Consider the following 20,237-nt stretch of genomic DNA (forward strand, 5'->3'; position numbering starts at 1 on the left):
GGGTCGGAGAACGGCTACCATCTTGAGGTGCGGCAGAACGAGTCGCTCAGGATCGAGCGCCTTCTCGGCGGTCGAGATCGACCTAACAACTCAGGGCAGCGGCATTTCGTTTTCGTCCAACACGCGATACTGGCTCCGCTTCTAGGCCATCGGCAACACTCTCCGGGGAAAATACTGGGAGAAGGGATCGGCCGAGCCGGGCGGCTGGCGGATCACGACGACGGACAGCAACATACCCGGCGCCGGCCGGGTCGGCTTCGGCGGCCTGGGCGACGGTTACGACGAGGTCTATGACTGGATATCGGTCGGGCTCGATGGCGAGCCGGCGCCGCTGCCGAGTGAGGTGTGACGCCATGGACCTCAAATCCACCGGTCTGGACATCCTCGCCCATGCGGCGGCGGCGGCCGGGCTGACGGTCTTGTCGTGGTACGCGCCGGCGGTGCTGTTTGTCGTGGCCATCTTCTTCGTGCGCGAGTGGGATCAGGAGCAGGGCAAGACGGGGGATTACTCCGTCTTCAACGCGTGGCGCTTCTGGCGGTGGTCGCTCGACAAAAATCTCGAATGGGCGGTGCCCGCAGGCGTCGCGATTGTTATCGACCTGACCGTCTAAGGGCGCGCGCATATGGCCGATCAGGATCCACAGACCGCGCGAGCTCGCCGCCCTTGGGGCGCGCATGGTGGCGGTGGAGCGCGACGCCAAGGAGATCAAGCCAGGATCTGCGCGCCATCCGCGACGCCATTCTGGAGGCGCGCGGCGGCTGGAAGACGCTGGCCGTGCTCTCCAGCATCTCCGCCGGCGCGGGCGCGCTCGCGGCCAAGATAGCGACGGTGCTCGGCATGCTGCCGAAGTGAGGGCGGTCAGACCTTCGCCTTCTTGAGCACCTCGTTGATGCGTGTCTGCCAGCCGGGGCCGGTCGCCTTGAACTTCTCGATCACGTCGGGATCCAGGCGGATCGAGATCTGCTTCCGGGGGGTCTCGACGGGCGGCCGACCGCGCTTGCGCCTGGCGCTCTTGGCAAGCTCGGGCAGCGCTTCCGCGAACGATTTGCCCTTGGCGATCTGCTTGTCCGTGATTTCCGGATTGTCCGGGTCGGACGCGATCATCTTCTGGATTTCGGCCTCTTCCTTGTCGGTCAGGGCCCGCTTCGACGAATACTTGCCAGCCATCAGAGCTTCCTTTCCTTTCGGCTTGCGGGGCGCATGGAGATCACGGAGACCGCCTCGCTGCCCAGCGGCTTGAAGATCACCGCCACGACGATCCGTCCGTCCAGCTCGCCGACGGCCTGGCCGTGCTCTCCAGCATCTCCGCCGGCGCGGGCGCGCTGGCGGCGAAGGTGGCGACGGTGCTCGGCATGCTGCCGAAGTGAGGGCGGTCAGGCCGCGTTGTCCGTCAGGGTCGGGATGCTGCTGACATCGACCTCGCGCTCGGCAATCCAGATGTCGTGCGCCGCCTGCATGCGGACCCAGACACCGGGCGATCCGCCCAGAAGCTTTGCCAGACGGACGGCCATGGCCGGCGTAACGGGCTGGCGCTCGGCCATGATGTCATAGAGCGTCTGGCGCGAGATGCCGAGCAATGCGGCAATCTCCGTCTTGCTCTTGCCAAGGGCAGGCAGCACGTCTTCGCGCAGCACTTCGCCGGGATGGGCCGGCTGCCGGTTCGGGTCGCGGATGGCTCTGTATTCGGTCACGATCTGTCTCCTCAGCGGTATTGCTCGAAATCGATGCGGCAGGTGTCGCCGTCCTCGAATTCGAAGGTGATGCACCACGGTCCGTTGACGTGCACTGTGTAGCGCCTCGGTTCGCCCTGCAGGGCATGGAAGTCGAAGCTTGGCAGGTTCATGTCGTTGGGTTCGTTCGCGACATCCAGCTGATCCAGCCGCCGCAGGATGCGCTTGTGCATGCGCGCGCCGATCTTTGCCGCGCGGCCCTTCGACCAGAGTTGCGCGAGCGCCTTGTTTCTGAACGACTTGATCATGTTTTGTAAAGTGGTGCCTTACGGATTGATTGTCAGGTGGTGGCTTACAAATATGCCGCCTTCGGGGCGAAGATCACGATTGTGGGGATGGTGGAGGGGGTGTTCACCGGGCGGCGCTGATCGCCGGCTATCACGAGCAGTTTCTCCGCGTGCTCGAGCCGGCCGACACGGCGGCGATCAGGCCTTCTGGTATTGCTGTCCGTGGGGCTGCGGCGTGGTCGGACCGCTCCACGTCGGCAAGGGTTTCAAGCCAACGATGGCACCGTCCTGGACCTGGATGGCTCGCTGGAGAAGCCGACCTTCAGGTCGTCCGTCCATCATGTAGGGCACCGGCATGGCCGGCTCACCCATGGGGTATGGAGGTCGTGCTGATGGGTGCGCTTCGAGCCATCTTCGCCGTTGCACGAGGGAATGGACGCGCGTCTGACACGCTCGCTCGACGCGATGCCGAGCTGGACGAAGCCAATACAAGGCTCAGGAAGGGGGCACGTTAGTATCGGTTCAACGTACGTAGGAGGTTATGGTCAGTGAGTCTGTCCACTGCCACGCAAGGGCGATACATCCGGGCCGGTGCCTTTCGAGCACTGGCACGGTGGTGGCGGTCTCTGCTATGGGAGCATGCAGTTGCGCTGTGCCCAAAGCTGAAACGAGGGACCATGATCCAGACCTCCACGACCACTGAGAAGGAGCCCGTCCGCGTGGCGATCCTGATCCCCTCGCTCGATCACTGGGTGGCCGATTTCGGGCTGGCGCTGGCAGGACTGTTGCGCCATGTGGAGCGCACGCCGACATCGGGCGGCGAGCGTATCGAGGCGAGCGTTCACAATGTCCGCACGTCTGTTTTGCCGCAGAGCCGGGCGACGCTCGCCGAATTCGCGCTTCAAAACGGCGCCGACTGGGCGCTCTGGCTCGACAGCGACATGATCTTTCCGGCGGACACGCTGCACCGCCTCCTGGCACATGGCAAGGATCTGGTCTCCACGAACTATCCGATACGCACCGTGCCACGCGATGGCAAGGTCGGCCCGACGGCTGTCACACTGGATGGCAATGCCCGCCTTTCGTTCGATGGGCACGGTATCGTCGAGGCGGGCTCCACCGGGCTTGCGGTCTGCCTGATGCGTGTCGGCCTTCTCGAGACGATCGACCGCCCCTGGTTCAGCCATGACAATCCGACGGAAGGCTCGTCTCAGCAAGTCGGTGAGGACACCTACTTCTTCCTGAAGCTTCGCGCGGCTGGCCACAGGCTGTTCGTCGACCGTGATCTGTCACGTGAGATCGGGCACGTCACGCAGGCCCCCGTATATGCCGGCGGGCTCCTGTCGCTGCCGCGCAAGACCGTCTATTCGGCAGCCTGACCGGCCATTGCCGCTTCCGTCAACGGGATGGCGCCCTGGGCTCGGCGCGATGCGGAGCGGGCGCGGGTATTGCCCCGGCCGCAGGCCACGTTCTACGGTGGCAGGCGCGACGACAAGCCGGAATCCGAAACCCGTGCCGGAGTCCGGTCTCCGGATCTGAATCGCAAAAAGGCCCGTCACCCACACCGAAAGCGTCATGAGCGACGATAGCGATAGGCGCAACCGGCGTGTCGGTGTCGCCCGCCTCGTACAGACCGCCGGCGCGCTGCAGGAGATCCTGGCCGTCAGCGCCGATCCCGTTCCTTGGGGGGAAATGGTCCGCTTCAGCGCGAGCGCCTTGCTCGCGGGACTTGCCGCATATGCAGTGCAGGGCACCTCGGCGGCGGCATCCGCAGTCATCGCGACGCTCTACTTCTTTTACATCGATCTGCACAGTCCGCCCCGATACCGGCTGTTGTTCGCACTGGGTGCGATGGCGGTGCTTGTCGTCACCGTATGGTTCAGCGCGCAGCTGGGGGCGGCATCGGCCCGCCTCGCGGTCCTGTTCGTGGTCGCCACGCTGGCCGGCAGCATGGCCGGTACGGCCCCGAAGTTCGAGCTTGTGGTGCGCTACGCGATCGTGCTCCTCGCAATGGGAAGTTCCCTGGCCACGGCCTCGACGTTCTTCATGGAGGACTTCGCCATTGGCGCCGTGGCCGCTTTCGTCGTGGCGGTGAGCGTCGGGCGGCTCATCCGGCACGAAGGCGGTATGCCGGCCTATGGCGAGCAGTGGCACGACCTGTTCTCGTCGCTGCGGCGCCCGGGCTGGCGATATGGTCTGTGCTACGGTGCGGCCTCGGCCGTCGCATTGTGGCTGGGCGTGGAACTCGATCTGACGCGGCCGTACTGGGCCACACTGACCGTTACGTTCGTCATGCAGCCCCATCTGCACGCCAATGCGATCAAGGCCGCGCAGCGCGTGATCGGGAGCTTCGGCGGGATCGTCGTCATGCTTCTGGTGCATGTGACCCTGCCGCTGCCGGCTGGCCTGTGGTGCGCCCTCGTGCTCTCCACCGTTCTGCTGCCGCTCGCGAACGCCAGGAACTACGCCCTGTCCACAGTCGCAAACACGATCTTCGTGCTCGCCGTCCTCGATATCGTGGCGGGCTCGCTGGATCAGCTCGGCAGTCTCGTCGAGGACCGCATGCTGGAGACGCTGATCGGCGCCGGCCTGGCGATTGGCGCGAGCGTTCTTGCCATGTGGCTCGGCCGGCAAGGCCGGCCGGGTCGATAGCGCGCTCGCTCCGGCGCCATTCCGTCGCGTGGCAGGGGCAATGCCTAGAACAGCCAGTTCACGCCGACGCGAAAGGTATGGGTCTTGAGGTCCATATCCGAGTTCCAGTCCTCGGCGCTCCCGAAAATAGTGGGCGAGTACCTAAAGGTCTTCTTGCCGAGATCGGCATAGAGATACTCCGCCTTGAGGCTGATGTTGTCGGTCAGTGCATGTTCGACACCGCCGCCGACAGTCCAGCCGACCAGCGTCTCCCGATCGGAATCGCTATCATCGAAAGCGCTGAAGGAGAACTCGGACTTGATCTTGACATCCGCGAAAGCGACACCGCCCGTTACATAGAACAGCGTGCGGTCCCAAGCCCAGCCGAGCCGCCCTCTTATCGTGGCCATCCAATCGATCCGGGATTCGATCCGCGGCACAAGACTGTCAGGATAGATCACATCGTCGACATCGCCGAAACCGATATCGCCCTCAAGGCCCACCACGACGCTGTCGAACTGATAGTTGTAGCCGACCTGGAGACCGCCCATGATCCCGTTGGGATCCATGTTGGCCGAGGATGAAACGCTCGTTCCCGTAAGCTCCATGTCGCCGTCGAGGTCTCCGTCGACCGTGCCGACATGGAGGCCGGCATAGGGGCCTGTCCACGACCATACCGGCACCGGCGGCGGCGGCGTGTAGACTGGAAGGTCGGCTGCGTGCGCGTGTGGCGCGGCGTAGCTGCCAATCGCAACGGCCATGGCGGCCGTGCCGGTCATCAAAGCGACTTTCATGAATCCCCCCCGCGGACGAATCTTTGACTCAACATCGAGATTGCGGGCCCGACGCTAATTCATGCGCAGCTTGAGACCAACCAACGGCGCGGGCCTGCAATTTGGGTTTTCTGTTCCTGTGGCGCTTTTGCCACATTTGAGCGTGTAGTAATGAGTTGGCGTCTGGCTGACTCGGCCTGCCTTGTCTCTATCCGCGCACCGCGCGCTGACTATGGTCTTTCGGCTTCTTTCCGACTGGCACTGAGTTCTCGTGCTGGTGCCGGCGATCCTGATCGCGGATGCGGGGTCGGTGGCTGTGCGGGCGATGCGGCGGGGATAGCGAGAACGGAAAAGGCCACCGGTTGCCCGATGGCCTTTCGTCTGCCGAAGCGGCCGGCGGCGCCAGCCGCTCAGAACAGGTAGTTCACGCCCACGCGGAACGTGTGGGTCTTGAGCTTGGCGTGGCCGTTGGGTTCGAATTCTCCGCCTCCGAAGCTGAAGTCGAAATTTTCCTTGCCGAAGTCGGCATAGAGATATTCCGCCTTCAGGCTGATATTGTCGGTTACAGCGTGTTCCACGCCGCCGCCGACAGTCCAGCCCAGATAGGAGTTCTTGTCCTTGTCGCTGGGACCGCCGAGATCCAGCTTGATCTCGAGATCCGTAAAGGCGATGCCGCCTGTCGCATAGAACAGTGTGCGGTCCCATGCCCAGCCGAGCCGCCCGCGGATCGTGGCCATCCAGTCGATCTGCGCTTCCATGCGGTCAAAGCCAGGATAGATCGTGTCGTCGACATCGCCGAGGCTGAGATCGCCCTCGATGCCGAGCACGATGCTGTCGAACTGGAAGTTATAGCCCGCCTGGATGCCGCCCATGATCCCGTTCGGGTCCATGGAATCACCCACGATCTCGAATTCGCTGAGATTGTCGTCGATATCGCCATCGACCGCGCCGACATGGAGGCCGGCATAGGGCCCGGTCCAGGACCAGACCGGGGCTGGCGGAGGCGGCGGCGGAACATACAGGTCGGCGGCCTGAGCGGTTGCCGCTGCGAACATTCCAATCGCCGCTGCCGCGGCGCCCGTCAGAAGCAGTTTCCTCATGTGATTTCCCCTCGGTCCTCTCTCGATCTTCAGGGGAACAGACTATGCTTTCAGACTGAAATAGAAACTATCTTGCTGCGAAAAACGAACCATATAGACCAAGAAAGTCAGTGTGCGTGGCAATCCTGCCACAGAGGCTGTCGACCCTGATCGCCGATGCCAGGTCAGTGGTGGCTTGGGTGAGGGGGCGTTCGAATCCGTTTCGGTGCAACAATTTATCCAATAATTTGTGCAATTTTTGTTGCACGAAAATATGTATTTTCAATTGGCTATGGAAATTTCTTAAAATGATGAGCGGGCGTCCTCTCCGCCATTCCCCACCCATTGATTTCCCGTGCTTTGGCCGGTCTTCGCTGGTCGCGTCCCAAGCTGTCGAGGCGTTTGTCGGCCCTGCAGTCCTTGCCTGAAATGCTTGCGGGGGCTTCCTTGGAAGACAGTCGAATGGCGAAGCCAGCACCTCGATTTCTTCGGTAAACGCTCTCCGCTCGGAGGCGAGCCCGATGAGGCCCGTCAGTCCGCCAGAACGTCGACGGGGACGCCGAGGACGCGGGCGATCGCTTTCAGCCTTGCCAGCGCGCACAGACGGGGGCCGGCCTCTATCGCCTCGATCTGTTCGGGTGTGAGGCCGCAGGCCTTGGACAGTGCGGCCCGCGAGAACCCGCGATGGGTGCGCAGCACGCGGACGGGGTTGTTTCCGGCCTCGATCTCCGCCCAGACCTCTTCAGGCAGGTCCTCGCCCTCGCCATTGGTATCGGCAGCCTCGGTCTCCGCGAGGATGAGATCGACCATGGCGTCCTCCGCGTCCTCGTCGCCGGCGCGGGCCAAGAGGTTCTTGTATTCGCGCACGGGCAGGACGACGAAGCCTTAGCCGATATCTGTGTGGATGAACTGCAGTCTGTGCACGGCGCGGTCCTCCCCGTAGGACTGATTGCTTGGGACGCCGGCGCCCGAGCGGGCGACGGCTGCTTCCACCCTTCATTGAAGACCGGGTTGGTGATCGTCCGCAAGCTGAAGATGTGGAAAGTGGCTTCTGCCCTGCGAAAAAGAGGAGCAGGCATGAGCACCGGAGGTCGATCTGGGCGCGTGGGAAAGGGAGGAATAAACCCAGCCGCCAATCCGGCGCCGGGAGGCAATATAGGAGGGCGGCGGCATAGGGGAGTAATTCCTGCCTGGGGGGCGCCGCCGCCCTCCGTGTGCGGAGGATATAACCTTGGGGGGCGAATCCATCACACACACAACGCCGCATAATACCAGAGTAAATCAGTCGGAAATGTGGCGGCTGGGCAGAGCGGTCCGCGGCATATTGAGAGATTGCCGAAAAGTCCCCGGAGCCTACCCGCCATCGTTCGACGGCCCCGACGTCGGGAAGTCTTCGGCCAGAGATACCATGGCCGAGGCAAGCGACAGAAAAGGCCACCGGTTGCCCGATGGCCTTCCATCTGTCGAGGCGGCGGGGCGTTTCGCCGCCTGGAACAGGTCGTTCACACCCACGCGGAAGGAGTAGGCCTTGCGCTTTACGTGACCATCGACCCCGGCGGGGTCTCGCCGAAGCGGATGCGGATCGGCACGAGGCCGGACGGCAAACGGAAAACGCGATCACGACACCATTGCCGTGATCGCGCGAGAGGCAATCGGAGAACGCCCTCGCTTCTTCGGGGAAGCGGGCCGTGCGGACGGATCAGAACTGGTAGTTCAGACCGACGCGCACCACGTTGAGCTTGACCGAATCCTTCCAGCTGATGGACTCGCCGCTGTCGGCGGGATTGCTGACGGTGTGATGCTTCTTGCCGAGATCGACAAAAAGGTATTCCGCCTTGACCGTGGCATTCCGGGCGATGGCGTATTCCGCGCCGGCGCCGACCGTCCAGCCCCAGCGGACCTGGCTGTTGGAGCCGTTGAACCCGCCGCTCCGGTCGAAGAAATGGTCGCCCTCGCCCCACCAGAAGCCGTATTCATGCCAGTCATAGTTCCCGGTGCTCTTGACCCTGCCATAGGCGAGACCGCCCGTGGCGTAGACGAGCAGTCGGTCGACGGGCGTGAACCCCAGGCGCGACCGGATCGTGCCGAACCATTCGACCCTGCTCTTGGCGTCGAGATGTTCTCTCAGATGGTAGTTGTACGACTCGCCCTCATACAGATCGGTGATATCGCTGGCGCGATAGTCGTTATCGGTATCCAGGGCACTGATGTCGGCTTACACGCCGAGCACGATACTGTCGATCTGGTAGTTGTACCCGATCTGGACACCGCCGGTGAGCGAACCGCTGTCCGATCTGTCCTCCCGGTTGAACCAGCCGTTGTCGTAGGTACCGTAATAGTCGTTGGTTTCATCCTGATAGCTGACGTCCTTGATGCCGTTATTGGCACTCCACGTGTAGCCGAAGCTCACGCCAGCATAGAACCCTGTCCATGAGAAATCCGGGTCGGGGGAGAGCAGGAGAAAAAGGCCACCGGTTGCCCGATGGCCTTCCGTCTGCCAAAGCGGCGGAGCGTTCCGCCGTCTAGAACAGGTAGTTCACGCCCACGCGGAAGGTGTGGGTCTTCAGTTTCACATCGCCATCGACTTCCGGTGGTTCCCGTCCCGGGCCGAAGAAGCTGAACTTCTCCTTGCCGAAGTCGGTGTAGAGATATTCCGCCTTCAGGCTGATATTGTCTGTGAAGGCGTGCTCCACGCCGCCGCCGACCGTCCAGCCGAAATAGGAGTTCGTGTCCTTGTCGCGAGCTTCGCCACCTGCGACGTCCATCTTGATCTCGAGATCGGTGAAGGCCATGCCGCCCGTGGCGTAGAAGAGCGTGCGGTCCATCGCCCAACCGACGCGTGCGCGGATCGTCGCCATCCAGTCCATCTGGGCTTCCACCCGGTCGGCGGGTGTGAGCACGAAGGGATAGATCGTGTCGTCGACGTCGCCAAGGCTGACATCGCCCTCCACGCCCAGCACGATGCTGTCGAACTGGAAGTTATAGCCCGCCTGGATGCCGCCCATGATCCCGTTCGGGTCCATGGAGTCGGCGTTGATATTGCCCTCGGGCTCTGGCTGCTTGCCCTCGAAGAACGTGTCGAAATTGTCGTCGATATCCCCGTCGAGCGCACCGACATGGAGGCCGGCATAGGGGCCGGCCCAGGACCAGACCGGCTCTGGCGGCGGCGGTGCGGGAACATAGAGGTCGGCGGCCTGGGTATGCGTCGCCGCGAACGTTCCCATCGCCGCCGCGGCGGCGCTCGTCAGAAGGAGCTTCCTCATGGGATTTCCCTTTGGCTGTGTCTCCCAAATTGCTCGTTCGTACAATAGCGATCATGTTTGAACTGAAAAGTATGCCGTTGAGAGAAACGAGCCATATAAACTGTGAAAATCCGCATTCGTGACAATTGCGCCACATCGGGCGGGGCCGCCCGATGGCCGTCGCCGGGGCGGGAACCATGCGATGTCAGGATCCGGTCTGCCGCCGTGACGGGGGAGGACGCTATGGCGCCGTCACCACCAGCGCTGCGCACGGTCCGGCTCCCTTGCGGCAATAGCTGTGGGGGATGGAGGAGTCGAAATAGGCGGAATCGCCCTGGTGGAGATGGGCCGTCTCGTCTGCGACAGTGACCTCCAGCGTCCCGTCGATCACATAGATGAACTCCGCGCTGCCGTGCTCGTGGGGCTGCGACGGCGCTGAGACCTCCGGGAACACCGCATAGAACGCCTCGATCTTCCGGTCGGCGACGGGATAGTCGAGGCTCTCGAAAAGATAGGCGGGCGTTGCATCGGCCGGCGGCGAGGGCAGGCGCACGCGTTCGTCGGCGCGAACCACCGTCACGAGCGGACGGTTCGAGCCCTGCGCGAAGAAGTGGTCGAGCCCGACGCCGAACACCATCGCGATGCGCAAGAGGGTCGGCAGTGTGGGGAAGAGCTGCCCGCGCTCGATCTTGGAAAGCATGGCCGTGGACAATCCCGTATGGCTGCCGAGCTGGACGAGACTCAGCTTCTTGCCCAGGCGCAATGCGCGCACGCGGGGTCCGATGCGATAGCGCTCCAACTCCTCCGTCAGTGTCTCCGAAAGCATGGCCGGCCTCGATCCGTTTTCGCGTCGCTCTCCAATTCACCAGGATATTATCGTGACAGGAAAAGACAATATCTCTTCACGAAAATATTACTGGTGAGAGAAATATTTTGCGTTAGATGAAAATGCACGGGCGGTATGGAGCCGCCGGTTGCAAACAGGAGGAAGAGCCATGACAGCAACATTTTCCCGCAGGGCGGCGATGCTCGCCGCAGCCGCCGGTCTGGCGTTCGGTATCGCCAGTACGGCCATCGCCTCCGACAAGGACATCGTCGATACGGCGGTCGGGGCCGGGCAGTTCACCACCCTGGCCACGGCGCTCGAGGCAGCCGGTCTCGTGGCCACGCTCAAGGGGCCGGGGCCGTTCACCGTCTTCGCGCCGACCGACGAGGCCTTCGCGAAGCTTCCCGAAGGGACGGTCGACACGCTGCTCGAGCCGGCCAACAAGGACAAGCTCGTGGCCGTGCTGACCTACCATGTGGTGTCCGGCAGGGTCATGGCCGAGGACGTCGTGAAGATGGACAAGGCAAAGACCGTCAACGGGGCAATGATCGCCATCGAAGCCGGCTCCGGCGCAGTGATGGTGAATGACGCCCGTGTGACGGCAACCGATATCGGGGCCTCGAACGGTGTCATCCACGTCATCGACAAGGTGATCCTGCCGCCTGAGAAGTGACGCGATCATTCGTGCAGTCGCCGGTCACCGGACTGCCGTCAGGCGGACGGTCCGGCCGGCCGGCGGCGACCGCAACCCATGGAGGATTGCCATGAAACTCCTGACCATCGTCACGCTTGCCCTTGTTATTGTGGGCGGACTGAACTGGGGGCTCGTCGGTCTGTTCGGCGTCGATCTCGTCGCGACGCTGTTCGGGACGGGCTCGCTCCTGACACGCGTTGTCTATGGCCTTGTCGGCCTCTCCGCGGTCTGGCAGCTCGTCCCGTTCGCACAGTCGCTGGGAACGGCGGATACGCTGGCGGCTCACCGCTAGGGAACGCGGGGAGGGCGGCCCGCCGGGTCGGCCCTCCCTCTCCGGTCCAAGCGAAGAGAGATCCGACCGAGAGCCGGACCGAATCGGAAGGATGACCGATGACGCCGATATGGGTCGAGGTGAACGACCGTATGCAGCAGGGCTACCGCTATGCCCTGACCGCACCTGTCGGCCGCGACTTTCACGAGCGCTTCGCGCCCGATCTTGCGCCGGCGGAGATGCTGGCGCTCGGCGTGTTCGGCGGCAAGTACATGACCGATTGCCGCGACGAGTTTCCAGGCGCGTGGTTCGAGACGGCGAAATTGTCCGACCGGCACGATTCGCGCCTCAACTTCTTCGGCGTCGATGCCAGTCAGCCGCTGAGCGTGTGGCGGGAGAAGGGCTGGATCCACCCGGACGATCCGCGCGGCTGGTTCCAATGGTATTGCCGCTACTACATGGGCCGGCGCATGGCCGAGGAGGATCTGCGCCAGATCGGGCGGTGGAAGGCCATGGCGCGCCATGTGGCGCAGCTTCGCCGCCATTGCGAGCCCGGCGACTGGTTCTGCAGGCCGCGCCAGCGCCAGGCGCTCCTCCAGTGGGCCTATGACAGTCGTGTCCTTTAGGGGACAATGGGCGGGTGTCTTGCCGATGCCGGACGCAGCCGCAGCCTGCCCGCGTCGACAAAGTTTGAACTTTGCGCGGAAAACGCTTAAGTAGAGTGCATTCGGAATTTTGCACTGCCTTGTCGTGCTGGCTTTCGAGCCTCTCCCCAAGACACCGTGGAATTCGAATATGAGGCTCGACGATACCCGTCGTGCGGCACGCGTTGCGTGTCTGAAATGGAGGCCAGCATGGCCACAGGAACTGTGAAATTCTACAATATCAACCGCGGCTTCGGCTTCATCCAGCCCAATGATGGCGGAGCGGACGTGTTCGTTCACGCGACCGCCGTGGAGCAGGCCGGCATGTCGGCCCTCAGGGAGGGCCAGACGGTCAGCTACGAAGTCAAGGTCGACTCACGCAGCGGCAAGTCCGCCGCCACGGATCTCCAGGACGGCTGACCGTCCGGATCGTCCGTCGGACCGACACAGCGAGGCCGGGCAGCGATGCCCGGCCAGGAAAGGAGACATCGTTTGCAAGTTATCGTTCGCGACAACAATGTTGACCAGGCGCTCCGGGCGCTGAAGAAGAAACTGCAGCGCGAGGGCCTCTTCCGCGAGATGAAGCGCCGGCGCGCCTATGAGAAGCCGTCGGAGAAGAAGGCGCGCGAGAAGAACGAGGCCATCAGGCGTGCCCGTAAGCTCGCCCGCAAGGCCGCCCAGCGCGAGGGTCTCCTGCCAAGGGCCCGCAAGCACGCCAAGGCCGGCGGCCGCCGCTAGGGCGCGCGTGGGTGAACGCCCGTTCACCCGTGGCCTGCGGTTCCTTGATTTGCCGCGCTTTCGAACCGTAGGAATTGCATCCGCTTTTCCCGAAATCGGTCTGAGATAACGTGCGTCCAATCGGGCGCACGCAAACTGCCCCAACCGATCGATCCATGCGGGAACCACTCATCTGCGACTGGTCCCGGATCCCCGGACAATGGCCGCGCGTCCAGGGGCGGCGGGTCCGATCACTCGGCCAGCCGCGCCGCGCTCCATGATGCCGGCCGGCCCGCGGGGCGGGCCGTCAGGTCGTCGCTGCCGGTGAGCCTGAACAGGCGCCGGCGTCCGAATCCCTTGATCTCCAGAAGTCCGAGCTCGTCGCTCCTGTAGATGGGCGGCAGCAGGGCCTGCATGGTCTCGCTCATCACGATCTCCATGGGCTCCGCGATGGCCTCCAGCCGCGCGGCCAGGTTCATGGCCGGCCCGAAGATGTCGTAGACATATTTCTGCACCCCCACGATCGAGCCGACCACCGGGCCCGTGGCGAGCCCCATGCGGCAGCGCCATCGGTGCTGATGGCTCTCGTTGCGCCGCTCCAGGAAGTGGCGGATGCGCAGTGCCACGCCGGCAATGTTGGCGGCATGGTCGGCGGTCTCCTCGGGAATGCCCGACACCGCGATATAGGCGTCGCCGATGGTCTTCAGGCGCTCGCAGCCGAACTGCTCCACGATGCGGTCGAAGGCGGTGAAGATGTCGTTGAGCTCGGCGATGAGCGCGGAGGGGTCCTCCGTCACGGCCATCTCGGTGAAGCCCACGAAGTCGAGCATGAGGATCGAGGCGCTGTCATAGCGCCGCGGTGTGGTCACGCCGAACTGGCGCCATTCCTCGTAGACCGTCTTGGGCATGATGTTGAGGAGAACACGCTCCACGCGCTCCTTCTCCTTGCGCAGCTCCCGGTTCTGCTTCTCGACCATCTGCGAATAGGACTGGATCATGTATTCCAGCTCGCGCAGCTTGGAGACGTTCTGGCACTCCACCAGGAGGACGGGCTGGCCGTCGCGGTCGTGGGATGTGATCTCGACGGCGAGGCTCGCGCGCTTGCGGCCGATCTTTGCCTCGGTCTCCAGCGTGAGCGGGCGGCCTGCCGCCATGCGCGCCGCGAGCCGGTCGCGGTCGAGCGCGGGAAGGATCTCGCCGAGCGACGGTGGGTCGCCGTCGGCGAGGTCGAACCAGTCCCGCATGCGCCGGTTGGCGACCAGCACGCGGAGGGTCTCGGGATCGGCCACCGCGAGCCCGACGCCGACCGACTGCAGGAGCAGCCTGTTGAATTGCTCCAGATCCATGGTCCTCGGGTCCCTGATCGTCCGGCCCGCTCAGGCGGTCACGATGAGCGGCCTTGAGCGCTCGATCTCGCCCATTACCGCGGCGATGTCGGCCTCGGCCATGTCGAAATCCTCGAAGGTCTCGCGCAGGAGCAGCGTCATCTCGTCGAAGGCCTCGTGCGTGATGGCGAGCCGCGCATGCACGTGCCTCAGTGTCTCGTCGCCATAGCTCGCCGGCCCGCCCATGAGCGAGGCCACGAACTTGGTCTGGTGATCGACGAGGACGCGCATGTCCGTCGTCTCGAAATAGGGGGCCAGGATCTCCGAATCGCCGACCCGGTCGTAGAAGCTCATGACGATCCGGCTCACCTTGGCGAAGCCGCCGCAGCGCTCGAAGATGGTCGCGGACGAACCCGGATTGAGGGGATGGGACATTGCGGCCTTCTCCTATTGCGACGGTGTGCCCGGCACGGGGGCGAGCAGGGTGCGCACGTCGTTCAGCACGAGGCGCGGGTCGAGGAAGTCCGCGCTGTAGATATTGCGGATCATGCCGTCCCGGTCGATGAGGAACACGCGCAGGAGATGGCTGAACGGGCCGGTGGTGTCCTCGCCGTCGGGCTTGCGCGCGACCGGCTGGTCATAGGCCTTAAGCACCGGCGCGATCGCGTCCGCGCTCCGCGCGGTCAGGAACGTCCAGGGCGGTGCCGTCCCGGTATCTGCTCGCATGTGCCGGGCATAGTCGGCCAGGCGCGCCGGCGTGTCGTAGGCAGGATCGAAGCTCAGCGAGACGAGCTGGAACGTCTCTGCGACCGCCGGCATCCGCGCGGCGAGCCTCTGCAGGTCGGCCATGCGCAGGGTCGCGACCGGGCAGATGTCGCCGCAACGCGTATAGATGAAGGCGAGGAGCGTGATACGCCCCTCGAACAGCCGGGCGAGCTCGCGGTCCGCCCCGGTCTCGTCGACAAGCCACGCATTGGCGGCCGGCCGAATGGCGGGCAGGCTGTAGGTGCCCGGCGCGGCGAGCTCGTAGACATAATCGTCCGCGGGGCCTTCGATCCCGGTCTCGCCTTCGGCTTCAGACCCGGTCTCGTGGGCCCGGGCGTCCGGCACGGCCTGGCAGGCCAGGGCCAGTGCGGCGGCGCATGCGAGAAGCAATGTCTTCATCGGCCTGTCCCCAGCATGGGCAAGACGGCGAAGGCCGGGCGGCAGGCGTCCGGCCTTCGCGGAAGCTCCGTCAGTTGGTGTAGAGGGCGCGCGAGCCGAAGCGCATCAGGTGCGGCCGTCCTAGCCCCTCCGCCAGGAAGTCGATCTCGAAGCGCGGGGAGAGCGTCTTGCCGTCCCAGTCATAGGCCTTGAGGAACTGCTCGTTGTCCTCGCCGGTCTTGTCCCAGTTCGCCAGCAGCGAGCTCGTATAGTAGAGTCGCTTCCCGTCCCAGCTCTGCGAGACCATGTTGACCTGGCTGCCGATTTTCTTCTCGTGGATGAGCTTTGGCTTGTGCGGGTCGGTCACGTCGTAGACGCGGGTCATTCCGTCCATGAAGCTGTCGACGAACAGGGTGGAGTCGTCGGCGCTCAGGCTGATATCGACGGGCAGGGGCAGCGTCTCCGGATCGCCGATATCGGCGACCTTCTCGGCATGCCATTTCTGTTCCTCGTCCTCGTAGATCAACCAGATCGCGGAGGTGAGCGCGGTGGAGGTGAAGGCGTAATTGTGGTTCGGCCCCAGGCCCAGCGAACCTCCAGCGGCACGCCGGGAACCTCGAAGACCTGGCGCGGTTTGCGGGCATGGAAGTCCCACAGCACCATGGTGCCGCCGAACGCCTTCATCGCCTCCTTGTCGTTCACGACCTCGCCGAGCGGGCGCATATAGTTGTTCCAGCCGGTGAAGGAGGAGGTGAGCATGACATTGCGCCGCGGCAGGACGCGGGCGTCATAGCCGTAGCCGTCCGCCTTCTCCGCGTTGATCGCACCTTGCGGGTTGTCCGGCGTCGGCATCCAGTGCGTCGCGATATATTCGCCGTCATTGGTGTATTCGACGAGCGCGGTGCGGCCCGTCTTGTCCTTGTTGGACAGTCCGGAGATCATCACGCGGCCGGGCAGGGCATAGGCGCCGTGGGGACCGACCACGCCGCCGCTCTTCTCCACGAAGTCGTCGATGGTCTTGACGAGCTTCGGGTTCGCGGGATCGCTCGCAATGTCGAAGATGAAGATCTGGCTCGTGTCGAGGCCGGCGACCCAGAAGCTTCGGCGGTCGTCTGTCAGCCCGCCGTGATGGGCTTCGTGCCGGCCGCCGACGGAGTCGACGTCGATGACCTTGCCGAAGGTCGGCGAGCCGGAGCGCACATCGACGGTCACGACCTTGTCGGAGCCGTCGCCGACACCCTCCATGCCGAGCGTCCAGACATAAACGAACTCTTCCTCACCGGTGATCTTGGCCATATAGGGCGACTGGCAGGTCTCATCGGCGACAGCGGGCGTATGCGCAAGGATCGCCGCCATGGCGACGGACGAGACGACGGACAGGAGCCGCGCAGGCGTGCGGTTCCAAAACATGGGGCACCTCCCTTGGGGACTGCATCTTCCACAACGCCGCTCGCCCGCTGACCGTGTCGTCGGGTGAGCGGGCTCGGCGAATGGCAGGCACGCTACAGGAGGGCGGGGGGCCGTGCTTGAAGACGGGGTGGAGATTATTTGGAGAAGCGCTGGATTCGCGCGATACTAGGCTGTCGGGGGCGGGAAACGGCCCGGAATGATCTACGAGTTCGAGGATTTCACGCTCGATACCGGCCTGTTCGAGCTCAGGCGCGGCGGCGATCCCGTGCCGGTCGAGCCGCAGGTCTTCGAGCTTCTCTCACTGCTCGTCGCCCGGCACGACAGCGTGGTCGGCAAGGACGATATCCTGGACACGGTCTGGAACGGCCGTTTCGTCTCCGATGCCGCGCTGAGCAGCCGGATCAAGGCGGTGCGTCAGGCGCTCGGCGACAGCGGCGCGGAGCAGCGCCTCATCCGGACCGTTCACCGCCGCGGCTTCCGCTTCGTCGGCGCGGTGCGCGAGCGCTGCGAAGAGTCGCAAATCGGGCCCTCCGCGAACGGAACCGAGGTGCTGGCGCCAGCCCGCACCGACACGCCCGGCGAGACGGAGATGATTGCCGAGGCTCTCATGGAGCGTCCGGCCATTGCCGTCCTGCCGTTCTATGACGCGACGGACGGGGCCGGCGGCAGCTATCTCGCCGACGGGCTGACGGAAGAGCTGATCGCCGCCTTGTCCGCCTGGCGCTGGTTCCCGGTGATCTCGCGCAACACCTCCTTCCGCTATCGAGGCGACATGCAGACGGCGCCGGAGATCGGCCGTGCGATCGGTGCGCGCTATCTCGTCACCGGCAGCCTGCAACGGGCCGGAGACAGCATCAGGGTGAATGCCGCCCTTGTCGATGCCGTGGAGGACCGCCAGCTCTGGAGCGCCTCCTTCAGGCGCGGCCTGCGCGATGTGTTCGAGGTGGAGGAGGAGATCGCGCACGAGGTGGTCAACACGCTCGAGCCGGAAGTGCATACCGCGGAGGTGCAGCGCATCATGCGCAAGGCCCCCGACGATAGCTGCGCGTGGGACCTTGCCATGCGTGCGGCGTGGCATGCCAACCGGTCGAGTTTCACCGATTTCGACGAGGCGGAGCGGCTGGCGGGCGAGGCCGCCGCGCTCGATCCCGCCTGGAGCTTCCCGCTCTCCCTGATCGCCATGGCGAGGTTTCAGAGGGCCATGCGGTCGTGGTCGTCGAGCGCGGCCCACACAGCCTTCGCCGATACGCTGGAGGCTGCCTGTCGGGCGTTGGAGGTGGACCGCAATTCGTGGATGGCGCACGCGCTGGCGGGCGTCGGCGAGCTGTGGACCAACCTGCATTACGACCGTGCGCTGGACCATATACGCCAGGCGGTCAAACTCAATCCGAGCGCGGCCTGGTGCTACCATTTCGGCGGGTGCATTTGCGGTTTCGCCGGCGAGCTGGACACGGCCATCGCACATCAGTCCCGGGTGTTCCGCGTCGACCCGGCCTATCCCTATACGGCGGTGGTGGAGGCCGATCTGGCCCTGTGGTCGATGCTCGCCGACGATCTCGACAGGTCGCTCGCCCATATCAGCCGGTCGGTCGAATGGGACCCGTCCTATGGCCGCGGCTGGCAGCGCTTCGTCTCGCTCCACGGGCTCAGGGGCGACAGGGAGCAGTCCGACCGAGGCCTCAGGCGGCTCGCCGAGCTCAAGCAACCGGTCGATCGCGACTACATGATCACGACCTATCCCTTCCGCGACCCCGCCCACCGGGAGACCTTCTTCAGGGGGCTGAGGCTCGCCGGCATCAACCTTTGATGCGGGACTTGGGACGGTGCGGCCGGCGTCGGTGGCGGCGCCGGCCGCATTGCCGGACGGCCGCGCGCGATCACGCAGGCGCCGTCGCCATGGAGCATTTCTGTTCCGTGGTCGGGTCGATGGTGGTCACGATCTCCGTGATCCTGCTCGCGGGAAAGCCCGACAGGCGGGCATGCTCGCGGATGACCTCCTCGCTGTCTGCGAGATAGACGCAGAAGGTCTTGTCGGCGGTCACATAGGAATACTGCCACTGGATGCCGGAGAGTTTCGCGAGCGCACCGTTGGAGGTGCGCGCGGCATCGCCGAGCTCCTGGCCCGACAGGGTGCCGACCTTGGGAATGTCGCGTTCGATCATGAAACGCCGGAGCATGTGAGTGTCCTCCTTGGGTGTCCGAGCGCCATCCCCGGCCTATACCGTGGGAGCGCGGTCCCGACGCTAGGCCAACCGCGCGGGCCGCGCTTGCAGACGGCAGGGAGGTTTTCTGGAGTTTTCGTGAAGGCCGGCGCCGCTTTGGTCGGGCAAGGAGGATGTCTCAAAGAAAGAGCAGCGCTCTCAGCCCGTAGGCGAGCGCGAGCACCACCGCGGCGCTCGCCGCATAGAGGAAGACGAACCAGGCAATGCGTCTGCCCCAGCGGCGGCGCGGTTCGCCGCCCGGCCGGTCTCCTCCGCCGGACCCGCCCCCGTTATTCGTGGTAGCCGCCATCGCCCACCTTGCCGCGGAAGATCCAGTAGACATAGGCCGTGTAGGTGAGGATCAGGGGCAGCATCACGAGGACGCCGATGAGCAGGATCGCTTGGCTGCTCGGCGCGGCGGCGGCATCCCAGACGGTCAGCTCATAGGGGACGATATAGGGAAAGATGCTGATGGCGAGCCCCAGATAGCCGAGCACGAACAGGGCGATGGACAGGATGAAGGGGCTGTGGGTATTGCCGTTCCGCAAGGCCTTGTGGAGCGCATAGGCCGCGAGCGCGGCGAGGACAGGCAGGGGCGCGAGCGGCAGCAGGCGCGAGAAGTCGAGCGACGGCCAGCCGAGCCCCAGCGCTCCGCGATGCGCGGCTGAAGAAAAGGTGTCCACGCGCTGACCGCGACCATGGCCACGACAACGGCGCCCAGGCTGCGCCGGGCCCATTTCTGGGCCTGGAACTGCAGCGCCTTGTCGGTCTTCACGATCAGCCATGTCGAGCCGAGGAGCGTGTAGCCCGCAACGACCGCGAGCCCGGTGAGGACGGAGAAGGGCGTGAGCCAGTCGAACATGCCGCCGGAAAACGCCGTGCCGGTCACCGCCACTCCCTCCACGAAGGTGCCGAGAATGAGCCCCTGGGCGATGGCCGCCACCAGCGAGCCGAGGAAGAAGGCGGTGTCCCACAGCCTGCGGCCGGCGGGGCTATGCGCCTTGAATCGGAACTCGAAGGCGACCCCGCGAAAGATCAGCGCCGTCAGCATGAAGCCGATGGGCATGTAGACCGCCGGGAAGAACGCGGCATAGGCCGTCGGGAAGGCCGCGAAGAGACCGCCGCCGCCGAGCACCAGCCAGGTCTCGTTGCCATCCCAGACCGGCGCGACGGAATTCATCATGCGGCTGCGGTCGGCATCGTCCGGCGCCAGCGGGAACAGGATGCCGAGCCCCAGGTCGAAGCCGTCGAGCACCACATACATGAGCACGGCGAGCGCGAGAATGACGGCCCAGATGACGGGGAGATCGAGGGTTTCCATCG

General features: G+C 64.6%; 23 protein-coding genes and 4 pseudogenes. 10 read left to right on the top strand and 17 right to left on the bottom strand.

Annotated elements, in window-relative coordinates; genetic code table 11:
* The first annotated feature begins 353 nt into the window (after window positions 1–353).
* Both HW532_RS21595 and HW532_RS21600 read left to right on the top strand, forming a co-directional pair.
* Complete coding sequence (locus HW532_RS21595; protein ID WP_213162426.1) at window positions 354–611, top strand: hypothetical protein; 258 nt, start codon at window positions 354–356, stop codon at window positions 609–611.
* Between the two features lie 53 nt (window positions 612–664).
* Window positions 665–853 carry a hypothetical protein gene (locus HW532_RS21600; protein WP_213162427.1) on the top strand — a complete coding sequence of 63 codons (189 nt, stop codon included), beginning with the start codon at window positions 665–667 and terminating at the stop codon, window positions 851–853.
* A gap of 6 nt (window positions 854–859) precedes the next feature.
* On the opposite strand, the gene HW532_RS21605 is transcribed toward HW532_RS21600, so the two are convergent.
* From HW532_RS21605 to HW532_RS21615, 4 genes and pseudogenes are all read right to left on the bottom strand, one after another.
* On the bottom strand, window positions 860–1,168 hold the full coding sequence (locus HW532_RS21605; protein WP_213162428.1) for a BrnA antitoxin family protein: 309 nt from the start codon (window positions 1,166–1,168) through the stop codon (window positions 860–862).
* Window positions 1,168–1,284, bottom strand: a pseudogene (locus HW532_RS22605) (BrnT family toxin); the annotation flags it as partial. The gene HW532_RS21605 and the pseudogene HW532_RS22605, both read right to left, overlap by 1 nt.
* Window positions 1,285–1,374: 90 nt before the next feature.
* Window positions 1,375–1,692 carry a HigA family addiction module antitoxin gene (locus HW532_RS21610; RefSeq protein WP_213162429.1) on the bottom strand — a complete coding sequence of 106 codons (318 nt, stop codon included), beginning with the start codon at window positions 1,690–1,692 and terminating at the stop codon, window positions 1,375–1,377.
* An 11-nt stretch (window positions 1,693–1,703) separates the two neighbouring features.
* A complete protein-coding gene (locus HW532_RS21615; protein WP_213162430.1) occupies window positions 1,704–1,979 on the bottom strand; it encodes a type II toxin-antitoxin system RelE/ParE family toxin in 276 nt (91 codons plus the stop codon).
* A gap of 656 nt (window positions 1,980–2,635) precedes the next feature.
* Between HW532_RS21615 and HW532_RS21620 the strand changes: the two genes are divergently transcribed.
* Both HW532_RS21620 and HW532_RS21625 read left to right on the top strand, forming a co-directional pair.
* Entirely contained in the window at window positions 2,636–3,337 is a 702-nt protein-coding gene (locus HW532_RS21620; protein ID WP_213162431.1) for a hypothetical protein, read from the top strand.
* A 196-nt stretch (window positions 3,338–3,533) separates the two neighbouring features.
* Window positions 3,534–4,610: an FUSC family protein gene (locus HW532_RS21625; protein ID WP_213162432.1), complete on the top strand. Its 1,077-nt coding sequence runs from the start codon at window positions 3,534–3,536 to the stop codon at window positions 4,608–4,610.
* Window positions 4,611–4,654: 44 nt separating this feature from the next.
* Here the strand turns inward: HW532_RS21625 and HW532_RS21630 are convergent, their stop codons facing one another.
* From HW532_RS21630 to HW532_RS21655, 6 genes and pseudogenes are all read right to left on the bottom strand, one after another.
* Window positions 4,655–5,368, bottom strand: coding sequence for an outer membrane protein (locus tag HW532_RS21630; protein ID WP_213162433.1), 714 nt, complete (start codon window positions 5,366–5,368; stop codon window positions 4,655–4,657).
* A gap of 404 nt (window positions 5,369–5,772) precedes the next feature.
* Window positions 5,773–6,462, bottom strand: coding sequence for an outer membrane protein (locus HW532_RS21635; protein ID WP_213162434.1), 690 nt, complete (start codon window positions 6,460–6,462; stop codon window positions 5,773–5,775).
* A 510-nt stretch (window positions 6,463–6,972) separates the two neighbouring features.
* On the bottom strand, window positions 6,973–7,287 hold the full coding sequence (locus HW532_RS21640; protein WP_213162435.1) for a helix-turn-helix transcriptional regulator: 315 nt from the start codon (window positions 7,285–7,287) through the stop codon (window positions 6,973–6,975).
* Between the two features lie 853 nt (window positions 7,288–8,140).
* Window positions 8,141–8,539 (bottom strand): annotated as a pseudogene (locus tag HW532_RS22610) (outer membrane protein); the annotation flags it as partial.
* Window positions 8,540–8,963: 424 nt separating this feature from the next.
* Complete coding sequence (locus HW532_RS21650; protein WP_213162436.1) at window positions 8,964–9,704, bottom strand: outer membrane protein; 741 nt, start codon at window positions 9,702–9,704, stop codon at window positions 8,964–8,966.
* Window positions 9,705–9,924: 220 nt separating this feature from the next.
* Window positions 9,925–10,509, bottom strand: coding sequence for a helix-turn-helix domain-containing protein (locus HW532_RS21655; RefSeq protein WP_213162437.1), 585 nt, complete (start codon window positions 10,507–10,509; stop codon window positions 9,925–9,927).
* Window positions 10,510–10,708: 199 nt separating this feature from the next.
* On the opposite strand from HW532_RS21655, the gene HW532_RS21660 reads away from it, so the two are divergent.
* The 5 genes from HW532_RS21660 (at window position 10,709) to rpsU (ending at window position 12,856) form a co-directional block, all read left to right on the top strand.
* The gene (locus tag HW532_RS21660) at window positions 10,709–11,182 is read left to right on the top strand and encodes a fasciclin domain-containing protein (protein ID WP_213164691.1); all 474 of its coding nucleotides are present in this window, start codon (window positions 10,709–10,711) and stop codon (window positions 11,180–11,182) included.
* 91 nt (window positions 11,183–11,273) lie between these two features.
* Complete coding sequence (locus tag HW532_RS21665) at window positions 11,274–11,495, top strand: DUF378 domain-containing protein (RefSeq protein WP_213162438.1); 222 nt, start codon at window positions 11,274–11,276, stop codon at window positions 11,493–11,495.
* Between the two features lie 98 nt (window positions 11,496–11,593).
* On the top strand, window positions 11,594–12,100 hold the full coding sequence (locus tag HW532_RS21670) for a hypothetical protein (protein ID WP_213162439.1): 507 nt from the start codon (window positions 11,594–11,596) through the stop codon (window positions 12,098–12,100).
* A 228-nt stretch (window positions 12,101–12,328) separates the two neighbouring features.
* Complete coding sequence (locus tag HW532_RS21675; RefSeq protein WP_213162440.1) at window positions 12,329–12,538, top strand: cold-shock protein; 210 nt, start codon at window positions 12,329–12,331, stop codon at window positions 12,536–12,538.
* Window positions 12,539–12,610: 72 nt separating this feature from the next.
* Complete coding sequence (gene rpsU, locus HW532_RS21680; RefSeq protein WP_213162441.1) at window positions 12,611–12,856, top strand: 30S ribosomal protein S21; 246 nt, start codon at window positions 12,611–12,613, stop codon at window positions 12,854–12,856.
* Between the two features lie 230 nt (window positions 12,857–13,086).
* On the opposite strand, the gene HW532_RS21685 is transcribed toward rpsU, so the two are convergent.
* From HW532_RS21685 to mtoX, 4 genes and pseudogenes are all read right to left on the bottom strand, one after another.
* Window positions 13,087–14,181, bottom strand: coding sequence for an adenylate/guanylate cyclase domain-containing protein (locus tag HW532_RS21685; protein WP_213162442.1), 1,095 nt, complete (start codon window positions 14,179–14,181; stop codon window positions 13,087–13,089).
* A gap of 30 nt (window positions 14,182–14,211) precedes the next feature.
* Window positions 14,212–14,595: a group I truncated hemoglobin gene (locus HW532_RS21690; protein WP_213162443.1), complete on the bottom strand. Its 384-nt coding sequence runs from the start codon at window positions 14,593–14,595 to the stop codon at window positions 14,212–14,214.
* A gap of 12 nt (window positions 14,596–14,607) precedes the next feature.
* Window positions 14,608–15,324, bottom strand: a complete 717-nt coding sequence (locus HW532_RS21695) for an SCO family protein (protein ID WP_213162444.1) — start codon at window positions 15,322–15,324, stop codon at window positions 14,608–14,610.
* Between the two features lie 70 nt (window positions 15,325–15,394).
* A pseudogene (gene mtoX / locus HW532_RS21700) lies at window positions 15,395–16,659 on the bottom strand (methanethiol oxidase).
* A 250-nt stretch (window positions 16,660–16,909) separates the two neighbouring features.
* Between mtoX and HW532_RS21705 the strand changes: the two are divergent.
* Entirely contained in the window at window positions 16,910–18,520 is a 1,611-nt protein-coding gene (locus HW532_RS21705; RefSeq protein WP_213162445.1) for a winged helix-turn-helix domain-containing protein, read from the top strand.
* Between the two features lie 70 nt (window positions 18,521–18,590).
* Here HW532_RS21705 and HW532_RS21710 read toward each other — a convergent pair whose 3' ends face one another.
* The 3 genes and pseudogenes from HW532_RS21710 to cydB all read right to left on the bottom strand — a co-directional run bounded on the left by HW532_RS21710 (window position 18,591) and on the right by cydB (window position 20,235).
* Window positions 18,591–18,890 carry a DUF4242 domain-containing protein gene (locus HW532_RS21710; protein WP_213162446.1) on the bottom strand — a complete coding sequence of 100 codons (300 nt, stop codon included), beginning with the start codon at window positions 18,888–18,890 and terminating at the stop codon, window positions 18,591–18,593.
* Window positions 18,891–19,053: 163 nt separating this feature from the next.
* Window positions 19,054–19,224 carry a hypothetical protein gene (locus HW532_RS21715; RefSeq protein WP_213162447.1) on the bottom strand — a complete coding sequence of 57 codons (171 nt, stop codon included), beginning with the start codon at window positions 19,222–19,224 and terminating at the stop codon, window positions 19,054–19,056.
* Window positions 19,205–20,235, bottom strand: a pseudogene (gene cydB / locus HW532_RS21720) (cytochrome d ubiquinol oxidase subunit II). The gene HW532_RS21715 and the pseudogene cydB overlap by 20 nt, the downstream one beginning before the upstream one ends.
* Window positions 20,236–20,237: the final 2 nt, after the last annotated feature.

The organism is Kaustia mangrovi (assembly GCF_015482775.1).
In the GTDB taxonomy this organism is placed as follows: domain Bacteria; phylum Pseudomonadota; class Alphaproteobacteria; order Rhizobiales; family Im1; genus Kaustia; species Kaustia mangrovi.

Bases quoted from the DNA above. Each gene is read 5' to 3' on its own strand.
- HW532_RS21665 (WP_213162438.1), top strand. From the start codon at position 11,274: ATGAAACTCCTGACCATCGTCACGCTTGCCCTTGTTATTGTGGGCGGA.
- HW532_RS21715 (WP_213162447.1), bottom strand. From the start codon at position 19,224: ATGGCGGCTACCACGAATAACGGGGGCGGGTCCGGCGGAGGAGACCGG.
- HW532_RS21650 (WP_213162436.1), bottom strand. From the start codon at position 9,704: ATGAGGAAGCTCCTTCTGACGAGCGCCGCCGCGGCGGCGATGGGAACG.
- HW532_RS21685 (WP_213162442.1), bottom strand. From the start codon at position 14,181: ATGGATCTGGAGCAATTCAACAGGCTGCTCCTGCAGTCGGTCGGCGTC.
- HW532_RS21705 (WP_213162445.1), top strand. From the start codon at position 16,910: ATGATCTACGAGTTCGAGGATTTCACGCTCGATACCGGCCTGTTCGAG.
- HW532_RS21625 (WP_213162432.1), top strand. From the start codon at position 3,534: ATGAGCGACGATAGCGATAGGCGCAACCGGCGTGTCGGTGTCGCCCGC.
- HW532_RS21605 (WP_213162428.1), bottom strand. From the start codon at position 1,168: ATGGCTGGCAAGTATTCGTCGAAGCGGGCCCTGACCGACAAGGAAGAG.
- HW532_RS21660 (WP_213164691.1), top strand. From the start codon at position 10,709: ATGCTCGCCGCAGCCGCCGGTCTGGCGTTCGGTATCGCCAGTACGGCC.
- HW532_RS21615 (WP_213162430.1), bottom strand. From the start codon at position 1,979: ATGATCAAGTCGTTCAGAAACAAGGCGCTCGCGCAACTCTGGTCGAAG.
- HW532_RS21670 (WP_213162439.1), top strand. From the start codon at position 11,594: ATGACGCCGATATGGGTCGAGGTGAACGACCGTATGCAGCAGGGCTAC.
- HW532_RS21710 (WP_213162446.1), bottom strand. From the start codon at position 18,890: ATGCTCCGGCGTTTCATGATCGAACGCGACATTCCCAAGGTCGGCACC.
- HW532_RS21620 (WP_213162431.1), top strand. From the start codon at position 2,636: ATGATCCAGACCTCCACGACCACTGAGAAGGAGCCCGTCCGCGTGGCG.
- HW532_RS21675 (WP_213162440.1), top strand. From the start codon at position 12,329: ATGGCCACAGGAACTGTGAAATTCTACAATATCAACCGCGGCTTCGGC.
- HW532_RS21695 (WP_213162444.1), bottom strand. From the start codon at position 15,324: ATGAAGACATTGCTTCTCGCATGCGCCGCCGCACTGGCCCTGGCCTGC.
- HW532_RS21690 (WP_213162443.1), bottom strand. From the start codon at position 14,595: ATGTCCCATCCCCTCAATCCGGGTTCGTCCGCGACCATCTTCGAGCGC.
- HW532_RS21655 (WP_213162437.1), bottom strand. From the start codon at position 10,509: ATGCTTTCGGAGACACTGACGGAGGAGTTGGAGCGCTATCGCATCGGA.
- HW532_RS21595 (WP_213162426.1), top strand. From the start codon at position 354: ATGGACCTCAAATCCACCGGTCTGGACATCCTCGCCCATGCGGCGGCG.
- HW532_RS21635 (WP_213162434.1), bottom strand. From the start codon at position 6,462: ATGAGGAAACTGCTTCTGACGGGCGCCGCGGCAGCGGCGATTGGAATG.
- HW532_RS21630 (WP_213162433.1), bottom strand. From the start codon at position 5,368: ATGACCGGCACGGCCGCCATGGCCGTTGCGATTGGCAGCTACGCCGCG.